At 31.6% G+C, this 14006-nt stretch carries 12 protein-coding genes; all 12 read left to right on the forward strand.

Features of this window, described 5'->3' with window-relative positions:
* Positions 1 to 166 precede the first annotated feature (166 nt).
* The 12 genes from CD121_RS04670 to CD121_RS04725 all read left to right on the forward strand — a co-directional run bounded on the left by CD121_RS04670 (position 167) and on the right by CD121_RS04725 (position 13952).
* A complete protein-coding gene (locus CD121_RS04670; protein ID WP_017638347.1) occupies positions 167 to 961 on the forward strand; it encodes a TIGR00282 family metallophosphoesterase in 795 nt (264 codons plus the stop codon).
* Between the two features lie 142 nt (positions 962 to 1103).
* Positions 1104 to 2864: a 2-oxoacid:acceptor oxidoreductase subunit alpha gene (locus CD121_RS04675; protein WP_126567529.1), complete on the forward strand. Its 1761-nt coding sequence runs from the start codon at positions 1104 to 1106 to the stop codon at positions 2862 to 2864.
* Positions 2865 to 3731 carry a 2-oxoacid:ferredoxin oxidoreductase subunit beta gene (locus tag CD121_RS04680; protein ID WP_017638345.1) on the forward strand — a complete coding sequence of 289 codons (867 nt, stop codon included), beginning with the start codon at positions 2865 to 2867 and terminating at the stop codon, positions 3729 to 3731.
* Positions 3732 to 3905: 174 nt separating this feature from the next.
* The gene (locus tag CD121_RS04685; RefSeq protein ID WP_017638344.1) at positions 3906 to 4529 is read left to right on the forward strand and encodes a poly-gamma-glutamate hydrolase family protein; all 624 of its coding nucleotides are present in this window, start codon (positions 3906 to 3908) and stop codon (positions 4527 to 4529) included.
* A 57-nt stretch (positions 4530 to 4586) separates the two neighbouring features.
* Positions 4587 to 4883: a thiamine-binding protein gene (locus CD121_RS04690; protein ID WP_017638343.1), complete on the forward strand. Its 297-nt coding sequence runs from the start codon at positions 4587 to 4589 to the stop codon at positions 4881 to 4883.
* 199 nt (positions 4884 to 5082) lie between these two features.
* Positions 5083 to 6627, forward strand: coding sequence for a tRNA (N6-isopentenyl adenosine(37)-C2)-methylthiotransferase MiaB (miaB, locus tag CD121_RS04695; RefSeq protein WP_017638342.1), 1545 nt, complete (start codon positions 5083 to 5085; stop codon positions 6625 to 6627).
* A 2-nt stretch (positions 6628 to 6629) separates the two neighbouring features.
* Entirely contained in the window at positions 6630 to 6995 is a 366-nt protein-coding gene (locus CD121_RS04700) for a YlbF/YmcA family competence regulator (RefSeq protein WP_017638341.1), read from the forward strand.
* 21 nt (positions 6996 to 7016) lie between these two features.
* Positions 7017 to 7508: an energy coupling factor transporter S component ThiW gene (gene thiW / locus CD121_RS04705; protein WP_017638340.1), complete on the forward strand. Its 492-nt coding sequence runs from the start codon at positions 7017 to 7019 to the stop codon at positions 7506 to 7508.
* A gap of 204 nt (positions 7509 to 7712) precedes the next feature.
* Complete coding sequence (mutS, locus tag CD121_RS04710) at positions 7713 to 10340, forward strand: DNA mismatch repair protein MutS (protein ID WP_026083535.1); 2628 nt, start codon at positions 7713 to 7715, stop codon at positions 10338 to 10340.
* An 11-nt stretch (positions 10341 to 10351) separates the two neighbouring features.
* Positions 10352 to 12316, forward strand: a complete 1965-nt coding sequence (mutL, locus tag CD121_RS04715; protein WP_017638338.1) for a DNA mismatch repair endonuclease MutL — start codon at positions 10352 to 10354, stop codon at positions 12314 to 12316.
* Between the two features lie 14 nt (positions 12317 to 12330).
* On the forward strand, positions 12331 to 12864 hold the full coding sequence (locus CD121_RS04720; RefSeq protein ID WP_029055427.1) for a glycerol-3-phosphate responsive antiterminator: 534 nt from the start codon (positions 12331 to 12333) through the stop codon (positions 12862 to 12864).
* Between the two features lie 269 nt (positions 12865 to 13133).
* Positions 13134 to 13952, forward strand: a complete 819-nt coding sequence (locus CD121_RS04725; RefSeq protein WP_017638336.1) for an MIP/aquaporin family protein — start codon at positions 13134 to 13136, stop codon at positions 13950 to 13952.
* Positions 13953 to 14006 lie beyond the last annotated feature (54 nt).

Here is a 14006-nt window from a genome sequence, read left to right on the forward strand (position 1 = left end):
CATTTATTATTTACAACTCCTAAATATTTTATAAACATATACTAACATAATATATATTGATAAAAAAGCAAAGACAGTTAACATTCAGATAAATAATTTTACAAAGAGTACTTTAAATAAAGTGTTCTATCTATTAAACTTAATGATATGAGAGGATGAACAAGGGATGAGAATATTATTTATTGGAGATATTGTAGGTAAGATTGGCAGAAACGCAATAACTACATATTTACCTAAATTAAAACAAGAATATCGTCCTACTGTATCCATTGTAAATGCTGAAAATGCAGCACATGGTAAAGGACTAACTGAAAAGATATATAAGCAATTGCTTCGTGAGGGTGTCGATTTTATGACTATGGGTAACCATACTTATGGTCAACGTGAAATATACGAATTTATTGATGATGCTAAAAGAATGGTTAGACCGGCCAACTTTCCTGATGAAGCACCTGGAGTAGGGATGCGCTTTATTCAAATTAATGAAATAAAATTAGCTATAATTAATTTGCAAGGAAGAGCGTTCATGCAGGATATAGATGACCCTTTTAAAAAAGCTGACGCACTCATTGAAGAAGCTCAAAAAGTAACGCCATATATATTTGTTGATTTTCATGCTGAAACAACATCAGAAAAAAATGCAATGGGATGGTATTTAGATGGTAGAGTAAGTGCAGTAGTGGGTACACATACTCATATTCAAACATCTGATAACCGTATTTTACCAAGTGGAACAGGCTATATTACTGATGTAGGCATGACAGGTTTTTATGATGGTATATTAGGCATCAATAGAGATGAAGTGATAGAGCGCTTTATTACGAGTTTACCACAACGTCATGTTGTACCAGATAATGGACGCAGTGTTCTTTCTGGTGTTATCATTGATTTAGATAAAAATGGTAAAACAACAAATATTGAAAGAATATTAATTAATGACGATAATCCTATGAAATTATAAAGTAAATGTTTGTGACATTATAGTTACAAAAGACTATCGTCCATTAGTATGAAATTATAAACATGCCACTGTTTACATAGTAATACGGTGGTTATTTTTGTTATCATTTAATATGAATTAAAAACCACAGGAGGCTTATGATATGAAATCACAAGTATCATGGAAAGTGGGCGGACAACAAGGTGAAGGAATTGAATCAACTGGAGAAATATTTGCTACTGCAATGAATAGAAAAGGCTATTTCTTATATGGTTATAGACACTTTTCTAGTCGTATAAAAGGTGGACATACTAATAATAAAATTAGAGTCTCTACTTCTCCAGTGCATGCTATTAGTGATGATTTAGATATACTTATCGCATTTGACCAAGAAACAATAGAAGTTAATCATCATGAAATGCGCGAAGATAGTATCATTATTGCTGATTCAAAAGCAAAACCAGTAAAACCTGATGATTGTCAGGCACAACTTATAGATTTACCGTTTACTAGTACTGCAAAAGAATTAGGAACTGCATTAATGAAGAACATGGTAGCGATTGGTGCTACATCTGCATTAATGAACCTAGATACATCTACATTTGAAGAATTAATTACAAACATGTTCACTAAAAAAGGTGACAAAGTTGTTGAAATGAATATACAAGCTTTAAATCAAGGTTATCAATTAATGAAAGAATATTTAGAAGATATTCAAGGCGATTTCGAACTTCAAGAAAGTAGTGAAAATCCTCATCTTTATATGATTGGTAATGACGCAATTGGATTAGGTGCAATTTCTGCTGGATCAAGATTTATGTCAGCTTATCCAATTACACCAGCTTCTGAAATTATGGAGTACATGATTGCTAATTTACCAAAAGTTGGCGGAACAGTTGTTCAAACTGAAGATGAAATTGCTGCCGCGACAATGTCTATCGGTGCTAATTATGCAGGTGTTCGTGGATTTACTGCAAGTGCTGGACCAGGATTATCTCTAATGATGGAATCAATTGGCTTATCTGGTATGACTGAAACACCGTTTGTTGTCATAAATACACAACGTGGAGGTCCTTCTACAGGTTTACCAACTAAACAAGAACAATCTGATTTAATGCAAATGATTTATGGTACTCATGGTGATATTCCAAAAATTGTAGTAGCCCCTACAGATGCGGAAGATGCATTTTATTTAACAATGGAAGCATTTAATTTAGCTGAGGAATATCAATGTCCAGTAATTATTTTAAGTGATTTACAATTATCATTAGGTAAACAAACAGTTAAAGAATTAGACTATGATAAAATCAAAATTAAACGTGGAGAATTAATTCAATCTGATATCGAACGTGAAGAAGATGACAAATCATATTTCAGAAGATATGCATTAACAGGAAGTGGCATTTCACCTAGACCAATACCTGGTACTAAAGGTGGTATTCACCATGTTACTGGTGTTGAACATAACGAAGAAGGTAAAACAAGCGAAGCTGCACAAAATCGTCAACAACAAATGGACAAACGTATGCGCAAAACTAAAAATCTTCTTATAGAAAAACCAGTAGACTATACTGAAAATCACGAACAAGCTGATATTTTATATATTGGTTTCATTTCAAGTAAAGGTGCTATCGAAGAAGGTGCACAACGATTAAATGATCAAAATATCGCTGTTAATACACTACAAATCAGACAATTACATCCATTCCCAACTGAAACGATTCAAAGTGCGATTGATAAAGCACAAAAAGTCGTTATTGCAGAACATAACTATCAAGGACAATTAGCAAATATTATTAAAATGAACGTGAATATTCAAAATAAATTAGTAAATCAAACTAAATATGATGGTACACCATTCTTACCACATGAAATAGTTGATAAAGGTATCGAAGTTGCAAAAGAAATAAAGGAGTTGGTCTAATTGGCTACATTTAAAGATTTTAGAAATAATGTTAAGCCAAACTGGTGCCCAGGTTGTGGTGATTTCTCTGTTCAAGCTGCTATACAAAAAGCAGCCGCAAATGTAGGGTTAGAACCAGAAGAAGTTGCACTTATTACAGGCATTGGTTGTTCAGGTAGATTATCAGGCTATATAAATGCCTATGGTGTACATGCCATACATGGTCGTGCTTTACCGTTAGCACAAGGCGTTAAAATGGCTAACAGAGATCTTACAGTTATTGCTTCTGGCGGTGACGGTGACGGTTATGCGATTGGTATGGGTCATACTATTCACGCCTTACGTAGAAATATGAACATGACTTATATCGTTATGGATAACCAAATATATGGTTTAACTAAAGGACAAACTTCACCGTCTTCAGCGGTTGGATTTGTGACTAAATCTACACCTAAAGGTAACATTGAAAAAAATGTAGCACCTTTAGAATTAGCATTATCTTCAGGAGCGACTTTTGTAGCACAAGGTTTTTCAAGTGATATTAAAGGATTAACAAAACTTATCGAAGATGCTATTAATCACGATGGATTTTCATTCGTAAATGTATTCTCACCATGTGTTACTTATAACAAAATTAATACTTATGATTGGTTCAAAGAAAATCTAACAAGTATTGATGACATTGAAAATTATGATACGACGGATAAACAATTAGCTATACAAACAGTTTTAGAACATGAATCTATGTTAAAAGGTATTGTTTATCAAGATACAGAAACACCTTCATATGAATCACAGATTGAAGAAATGGAAGGAACGCCATTAGCTAAGAAAGATATTCATATATCAGAAGACAAGTTTAATGAATTAACTAAACAATTTGTATAGAGAGGATAGCTGTCAATTCCATTAATAGAATGGTATTTGGCAGCTATTTTATTATTAGCTTATAAGCAAACAACATATTAATCTATAGAATTAAATTATAAATTTTCTGTAAATATACATTAAAATACTGTACATTGTGGAATAGATAATAAAGGTCATATAAGGAGAAGGTATATGGACAAATTTATTTCTATGAAAGAATTACAAGAAAATACAATAGAAGATAAAGATTGGCATATTGAAACTGAAGATAATAACAGTGACATTACAATATTAGCTATACACGGTGGAGGTATCGAACCTGCAACTAGTGAGCTTGCTTTTGTGACTGCACAAACCAACGAATATAACTATTTTACCTTTAAGGGAGATAGACGACATGGTAATAATGAGTTACATGTCACATCAATTCACTATGATAATGAAATAGCACAAGACTTAACTCAAAAAAGTCAACGCGCAATCTCATTACATGGTTGTACAGGCCAAGAATCAATCGTTTACATAGGCGGTAAAGATAAACAGTTAATTAAGTTAATAACTTCTGAATTAAAAGATATTGAAGTAGACGTTCAACATGCCCCGCATACGATGTCGGGTAAACAAAAGGAAAATATAGTTAATCAAACTCAAATACAAGCAGGAGTTCAACTTGAAATAACGCATGCATTAAGGAAACATTTTTTTAAAGATGGAAAATTAAATCGTAAAAGCAGAGAAGATCAAGATAATTGGGATGAATTTTTATATACATTTGCAAATGCTTTGGTAAAGGCAGTTGAAGGATTACATGATTAACTTAATAAAAATGTTAAACTAGTATTATAAATAAAGATAAGATGGGAGCTAAATTAAATGGTTGATACATTAATGAGTATTCAAATTATACCTAAAACACCAAATAATGAAGACGTCATTCCTTATGTAGATGAAGCAATTAAGATTATAGATCAATCGGGAATGCACTATCGTGTCGGACCACTTGAAACATCCGTACAAGGAGATATGAATGAATGTCTAATATTAATCCAAAATTTAAACCAACGTATGGTAGAATTAGAATGTCCTAGTATAATTAGTCAAGTTAAGTTTTATCATGTACCAGAAGGTATTGAAATTGAAACATTAACAGGAAAGTATGACGAAGCATAGATTTATGACAATTTTATAATCACTGTGATAATAATCTTACTTTTAGAATTAGATAGACTAAAGTAGAGGCTAAGGCATCAATGTTGTCTTAGCCTTATTCATTGTGAAGTAAATATTGATAAGACGCTTTTTGCACTTTGTGGTTAAATTTAATATAATGTAGAAATGATATATGGGCATATAGAAAGGATTTTTAATAGTGAATGAAGAGCAAAGAAAAGCTGGTTCGATAAATATTTTAGCAGAACGTGATCGTAAAGAAGAAAAGGATTATAGTAAATATTTTGAACAAGTGTATCAACCACCTAGTTTAAAAGAAGCTAAAAAACGTGGTAAACAAGAGATAAAATATAATCGAGACTTTCAAATTGATGAAAAATATCGAGACATGGGTAAAGGACGTTCATTTTTAATTAAAACGTATGGCTGTCAAATGAATGCACATGATACTGAAGTAATGGCGGGGATATTAGAAGCTTTAGGATATAGTGCAACATCAGATATTAACACAGCAGATATTATATTAATTAATACATGTGCGATTCGTGAAAATGCTGAAAATAAAGTATTTAGCGAAATTGGTAATTTAAAACATCTTAAGAAAGAACGACCAGATTGTTTAATAGGTGTATGTGGCTGTATGTCACAAGAAGAATCTGTTGTTAATAAAATTTTAAAATCATACCAAAATGTAGATATGATTTTTGGAACTCATAATATTCATAAACTACCAGAAATATTAGAAGAAGCTTATCTATCTAAAGCAATGGTTGTTGATGTATGGTCTAAAGAAGGAGATGTCATTGAAAATCTTCCTAAAGTTCGTGACGGTCATATTAAAGCATGGGTGAATATTATGTATGGTTGCGATAAATTCTGTACATATTGCATAGTACCTTTTACAAGAGGTAAAGAACGTAGCCGTAGACCAGAAGATATTATTGATGAAGTAAGAGAATTAGCTAGAGAAGGCTATCAAGAAATTACATTGTTAGGACAAAATGTTAATTCTTACGGAAAAGATATCGAGGGACTTGACTATGGATTAGGTGATTTATTAGAGGATATCTCAAAAATTGATATTCCTCGAGTAAGATTCACAACTAGTCATCCTTGGGACTTTACAGATCGCATGATTGAAGTGATTGCTAATGGAGGAAACATTGTACCTCATATTCATTTACCAGTACAATCAGGAAACAATGCTGTGCTAAAAATTATGGGAAGAAAATATACGAGAGAAAGTTATTTAGACTTAGTAAACCGTATTAAAGAAGCAATTCCTCAAATCGCATTAACGACTGATATCATTGTAGGTTATCCAAATGAAACTGAAGAACAGTTTGAAGAAACATTAACTTTATATGATGAAGTTGGATTCGAACATGCATACACATATCTATATTCTCAAAGAGACGGTACGCCTGCAGCTAAAATGAAAGATAATGTACCAACTGATGTAAAAAAAGAGAGACTTCAACGTTTAAACAAAAAAGTTGGAGAATACTCACAAAAAGCAATGAGTCAGTATGAGAACGAAATTGTGACGGTTTTATGTGAAGGATCAAGTAAAAAAGATGATACAGTTTTAGCAGGCTATACTGAAAAAAATAAACTTGTTAACTTTAAAGCACCAAAAGAAATGATTGGTAAATTAGTTGATGTTAAAATAGATGAAGCGAAACAATATTCATTAAATGGTACTTTCGTAGGAGAACATCAAAAAGAATTGGTGATGCAATAATAATGTATAATAAAGAGGACATACTATCGAATGCTGATCAACTTGCCCAAAAGATAAAAAATCTTGAAGTAATTAAAGACTATCAAACAATCGAAACACAAATTCACAATAATAAAACCATTGAAAAGAAAATGAACCGATTGAAAAAGCAACAAAAACAATCAGTAAACTTACAAAACTATGGTAAATCAACAGCATTTAATCAATCAGAGAACCAAATTCATCAGTTGGAAAACGAAATAAATGAATTACCAATAGTTGAAGAATTTCGTACATCTCAATATGAAGCCAATTATCTTCTACAAATGATGATTAAAACAATGGAAAACCGTTTGAATGAACATAATGAAAGTTATCATAACAAATAAATTGGATAAGGAGACAATGCATTGAATATTAGAAAACTTACAATAACAGCGCTATTAATAGCAATAAATGTCATTTTAAGCAGTATCATTGTCATCCCTCTTGGTCCAATCAAGGCAGCGCCTATGCAACATCTAGTAAACGTACTTTGCGCAGTGTTCGTAGGACCATGGTATGGACTTGCACAAGCTTTAATTTCTTCCATTTTACGTGTTACGTTTGGTACTGGAAGTGTATTTGCATTTCCAGGCAGTATGATAGGTGTATTCTTAGCTAGCCTCTTTTACATGTATCGTAAACATATATTTATGGCAGCAGTTGGAGAAGTTCTTGGAACAGGCATCATTGGAAGTTTAATATGTATTCCATTAGCATGGATACTTAATTTACAAAACTTCTTTGTTAAACCATTAATGACTGCATTTATCGTGTCTAGTATTATTGGTGCCGCAATTAGCTACGTGTTATTAATTATATTAAAAAAACGTGGTCTTTTAGATAGATTTCAAAAATAGCAATTAAGTACGTACAATACATAGTGAAACTGAAATGACTCAGTTCAATGTTTGTACGTACTTTTTTAATTATCAAATTAACTTCATAGGCTAGAATATATTCAATATGTTAAAATAGATGAGTTAAAAGAACGTAAAAATTACATAAAATGATTCAATTCATAAAAATAAAAAGACTATAAAATAAGGGTTGTGAAGAACTTTATGTCGAATGTGACACCAATGATGCAACAATATTTAAAAATTAAATCAGAATATGATGACTGTTTATTATTTTTTAGACTCGGAGACTTTTATGAAATGTTCTTCGAAGATGCTAAAGAAGCGTCAAGAGTATTAGAAATCACGCTTACTAAAAGAGATGCCAAAAAAGAAGACCCAATACCGATGTGCGGTGTACCTTATCATTCCGCTGATAGTTACATTGAAACATTAATTAATAATGGCTATAAAGTAGCTATCTGTGAACAAATGGAAGACCCTAAACAGACAAAAGGTATGGTTAAAAGAGAAGTAGTTAGAATAGTAACTCCAGGAACAGTGATGGATCAAGGTGGCGTTGATGAAAAGCAAAACAACTATATTTTAAGTTTTATTAAGCAAGGGCAAGAATATGCATTAAGTTATTGTGACATTTCAACAGGTGAATTAAAAGCTACACATTTTAAAGATGAAGCTACTTTACTAAATGAAATTACAACGATTAATCCTAATGAAATTGTAGTAAATGAAACTTTATCTGAAAACATGCAACGACAAATTAATATGATTACTGAAACGATAACAGTTCGTGAGGAGATATCTAACCAATCATTTTCCGTAAACAATAATGAACATGAAGGTATGTATCAATCTACTCAATTATTATTAGATTACATCCACCATACTCAAAAAAGAGACTTATCACATTTAGAAGAAGTGCAACATTATGCTGCTATTGATTTCATGAAAATGGATTTCTATGCTAAAAGAAACTTAGAATTAACTGAAAGTATAAGATTGAAATCCAAAAAAGGAACACTGTTATGGTTAATGGATGAAACAAAAACACCAATGGGAGCTAGACGTCTTAAACAGTGGATAGACCGACCATTAATTTATAAACAGCAAATTGAAGAGAGATTGAATATAGTTGATGAGTTTATTAACCACTTTATTGAACGTGATACCTTAAGAAATTATTTGAATCAAGTCTACGATATTGAAAGACTTGTAGGTCGAGTGAGTTACGGTAATGTTAATGCACGTGATTTAATACAATTAAAACATTCAATTAGTGAGATTCCTAATATCAAACAATTATTAAGTCAGCTTGAAAGCGACAAGATAACTCAATTTGATGAGTTAGAACCATTAGATGATTTATTAGAAGTGCTTGAAAATAGCTTAGTAGAAGAGCCTCCTATCTCAGTTAAAGATGGCGGATTGTTCAAAACAGGTTTTAATCAACAATTAGATGAGTATTTAGAAGCATCTCGTAATGGTAAATCTTGGCTTGCTGAATTACAAGCAAGAGAAAGAGAACGCACAGGTATTAAATCTCTTAAAATTAGTTTTAACAAAGTGTTTGGTTATTTTATAGAGATTACTCGCGCCAATTTACAAGGATTTGAACCTTCTGAATTTGGATATAATCGTAAACAAACTTTATCTAATGCTGAACGTTTTATTACGGATGAATTAAAAGAAAAAGAAGATATTATTCTAGGCGCAGAAGATAAAGCTATAGAATTAGAATATCAATTATTTGTAAAATTGAGAGAACATATTAAGTCGTATACAGAACGACTTCAAAAGCAGGCAAAAATCATTTCAGAATTAGATTGTTTACAAAGCTTTGCGGAAATTGCTCAAAAATATAATTATGTTAGACCACAATTTAGCGATAACAAAACATTAAAACTTGAAAACTCTAGACATCCAGTTGTAGAACGTGTCATGGATTATAACGATTATGTTCCAAATGATTGTGAATTAGATAATGATACATTCATTTACTTAATTACAGGTCCTAATATGTCAGGGAAATCAACGTATATGAGACAAATCGCTATTATTAGCATTATGGCTCAAATGGGTGCTTATGTTCCTTGTGAATCAGCAGTGCTACCAATTTTTGATCAAATATTTACACGAATTGGTGCTGCAGACGATTTAGTATCAGGTAAAAGTACGTTCATGGTAGAAATGTTAGAAGCGCAAAAAGCATTAACTTATGCTACAGAAGATAGTTTAATTATCTTTGATGAAATAGGTAGGGGGACTTCAACATATGATGGTTTAGCACTCGCACAAGCCATGATAGAATACGTTGCTCAAACGTCTCACGCTAAGACACTATTCTCTACACACTATCATGAACTTACAACTTTAGATCAGTTATTACCTTGTTTGAAAAATGTTCATGTTGCTGCAAATGAATATAAAGGTGAACTTATCTTCTTACACAAAGTAAAAGATGGTGCTGTTGATGACAGTTATGGTATTCAAGTAGCAAAACTTGCTGATCTACCTGATAAAGTGATTCAAAGAGCACAAGTTATATTAGATGAATTCGAACAGAAGTCTGATAATCCAGAACCAATGATTGTACAAAGTGAAGTAAAAGATGATGCTATAGATTCAAACTCAAATAGTGAGACACAAGATGCAGTACAACATACTAATAATCAAGAAAATACGTCTTCATTTGAACAAGCGGCATTTAATTTATTTGATGCAGAAGTACAACAAAGCGAAGTAGAAGCACAAATCAAATCTTTAAATTTATCAAATATGACTCCAATAGAAGCTTTAGTAAAATTAAGCGAATTACAAAATCAATTAAAATAGAGGTGTTGTAAATGGGAAAAATTAAAGAACTACAAACCTCCTTAGCTAACAAAATTGCAGCTGGCGAAGTAGTCGAAAGACCCAGTTCGGTTGTAAAAGAATTATTAGAAAATGCTATTGATGCCAAGTCAACCGAAATTAATATAGAAGTGGAACAATCAGGTATAGCTTCAATACGTGTTGTAGATAATGGAACTGGTATTGAACAAGATGATTTAAGTCTGGTGTTTCACAGACATGCTACTAGTAAATTAGATGCAGATGATGATTTATTCCATATTAGAACATTAGGATTTCGTGGAGAAGCATTAGCGAGTATTTCTTCAGTATCCAAAGTGACTTTACGTACATGTACAGATAATGAAAGTGGTCATGAAATATATGCTGAAAATGGTGTGATTAAAGATCAAAAACCAGCTAAAGCTAAAAAAGGGACAGATATACTTGTTGAGTCATTATTCTATAATACGCCAGCTCGGTTAAAATATATTAAAAGTTTATATACAGAACTAGGCAAAATTACAGATATTGTTAATAGAATGGCAATGAGTCATCCTGATATAAGAATTTCATTAGTTTCTGATGGTAAAACACTTTTAAAAACTAATGGTTCTGGTAAAACAAATGAAGTTATGGCAGAAATATATGGAATGAAAGTAGCAAAAGATTTAGTACATATCACTGGTGATACAAGCGATTATCATCTTGAAGGTTATGTTGCTAGACCTGAGCATTCAAGAAGTAATAAACATTATATTTCTATTTTTATCAATGGTAGATATATCAAAAACTTTGTTTTAAATAAAGCAATTGTTGAAGGTTATCATACATTATTAACAATTGGTCGATACCCTATTTGCTACATCAATATCCAAATGGATCCCATACTAGTAGATGTTAATGTTCATCCTACTAAACTTGAAGTCAGATTATCTAAGGAAGAACAATTATACAAATTAATTGTTGAAAAAATTCAAGAAGCATTTAAAGATAAAATTTTAATACCTAAAAATGATTTAGACCAACATTCTAAGAAAAACAAAGTGTTAAATAGTTTTGAACAACAAAAGTTAGACTTTGAACGTAGACAAAAAGAAGAAGCAAATAATCATAACGGTATGAATGACTCTGAAAATAAATCAGATCATGCCACAAATGAACAACGGTATAACGAAGAAACAAGCCAAAGCCTTTCATCCAATGTACAAGAAAATGATGAAAGTGAATCATTTAATTCCTCTAATAATATTAACCGTGATAATGATGATAATTACTTCGAAAATCAAAAAGAAATTTTAAACGAATTAGATAATAACGATAATACATTTGAATTAGATGATGAAGTTAAAGATAATCAAGACATTAAAGGTGCTATAAGTGCTTCAACGAGACGTCGTGTACCTTATATGGAAGTTGTTGGACAAGTTCATGGAACATATATCATAGCTCAAAATGAAAATGGTATGTTTATGATTGACCAGCATGCTGCACAAGAGCGTATTAAATACGAATATTTTAGAGATAAAATTGGAGAAGTATCAAATGAAGTACAAAACTTATTGATACCAATGACTTTCCATTTTTCTAAGGATGAACAATTGATTATAGACCAATATAAAGAAGAACTAGATAGAGTCGGTGTACATCTTGAACATTTTGGAGGTCATGATTATATTGTTAATAGTTATCCAGTGTGGTTTCCAAAAGCAGAAGCGGAAGAAATTATTAAAGATATGATTGAATTAGTTTTAGAAAATAAAAAAATAGATGTTAAAAAAATGCGTGAAGATGCAGCGATTATGATGTCATGTAAAAAATCAATTAAAGCTAATCATTATTTAAAAAATAACGAAATGGCAGATTTAATTGATCAACTGCGTGAAATGGAAGATCCATTTACTTGTCCGCATGGACGTCCAATTATTATTAACTTTTCAAATTACGAATTAGAAAAATTATTTAAACGTGTCATGTAGAGAGGAGCAATGCTTTGAAAGAAAATATACTCCCAGCAATTAGAAATATGAAAGATTTAGATAACCTCATTAAAACGGAATATAAATCATGTGTATTGTTAGACATGCATATAGGTCATCTAAAAAGCATTTTAGACTTATTAAAAAATAATGGAATTGAATGTTATATCCATATTGATTTAATAAAAGGTCTTAGTCATGATGAATATTCATGTGAATATATTATTCAACAATATAAGCCTAAAGGTATCGTATCTACTAAAACGAAAGTCATTAAAAAAGCGAAATCGCTCAATACTTTAACTATCTTTAGAGTATTTATTATTGATAGCCAAGCTTTAAGTAGAAGTATTGAATTAATTCAAAAGGTTCAACCAGATTTTGTCGAAGTACTTCCAGGTATTGCTCATAAAGCAGTAAGATGTATTCAAGAAGAAACCGATACAGCTGTAATTGCTGGTGGATTAATTAGTGATGTTTCTGAAGTAGATGAAGCTATTAAAAATGGCGCTAAATATATTACGACTAGTAATCAAAAATTATGGTAAATAAAAACTTATAAAGAATAAGTAGAGGGATTAATGGTGAAATAATGATCTATTAATCCCTCTATTTTTTATAAATATTTGGTCAATTTTATTGAATATAAGTTTGATATTTTTGACAAATTTTCAACAAAATCATTGACAACGCTTACAACGTAATTGTAATATATAAACAAGTTATTAAAAGTTAATATTAGAACAGAGAAGGGGAGATTTCTACAGCTTTATCGCTTTGTAGGGGTCTCCCTATCTATTTTGGGAGGAATAATTATATGAATGCTTATTTAGCAGAGTTCTTAGGTACAGCCATCCTCATACTTTTCGGTGGTGGCGTTTGTGCTAACGTTAATTTAAAACGTAGTGCAGGTAATAACGCTGACTGGATTGTTATCGCTACAGGATGGGGACTAGCCGTTGCCATGGGCGCATTCGCAGTTGGTAAATTCTCAGGAGCACATTTGAATCCAGCCGTTACAATTGCGTTAGCTATGGATGGAGGATTTAGTTGGGCGCAAGTGCCTGGATACATCATTTGTCAAATGCTTGGTGGTATTGTAGGTGGTGCACTAGTTTGGTTAATGTATTTACCACATTGGAAAGCAACAGAAGATCAAGCCACTAAGTTAGGTGTATTCTCAACTGCACCTGCAATCAAAAACTATTTTGCTAACTTTATGAGTGAAATCATTGGTACAACTGCATTAACTTTAGGTATATTATTTATTGGTGTTAATAAAATTGCTGATGGATTAAACCCATTAATTGTTGGGGCTTTAATTGTCGCAATTGGTTTAAGTTTAGGCGGAACAACAGGTTATGCTATTAACCCAGCACGTGACTTAGGACCTCGTATCGCTCATGCGATTTTACCAATCGCTGGTAAAGGTGGTTCAAATTGGTCATATGCTATCGTACCTGTACTTGGACCAATCGCTGGTGGTATGTTAGGTGCTGTCATTTACGAAGTATTTTACAAACAAACATTTAATGTAAGTTGTGCAGTGGGCATTATTTTAGTTATCATAACATTAGTATTAGGTGTAGTTTTAAATAGAGCGTCTAAAAGCAATGACATCGAATCTATCTATTAAAAGAGAACTTAAGTAGAATCGTTAGAATTAATTTTAGAAAATAAGCATAGAATA

The organism is Staphylococcus pasteuri (assembly GCF_003970495.1).
GTDB lineage: Bacteria > Bacillota > Bacilli > Staphylococcales > Staphylococcaceae > Staphylococcus > Staphylococcus pasteuri.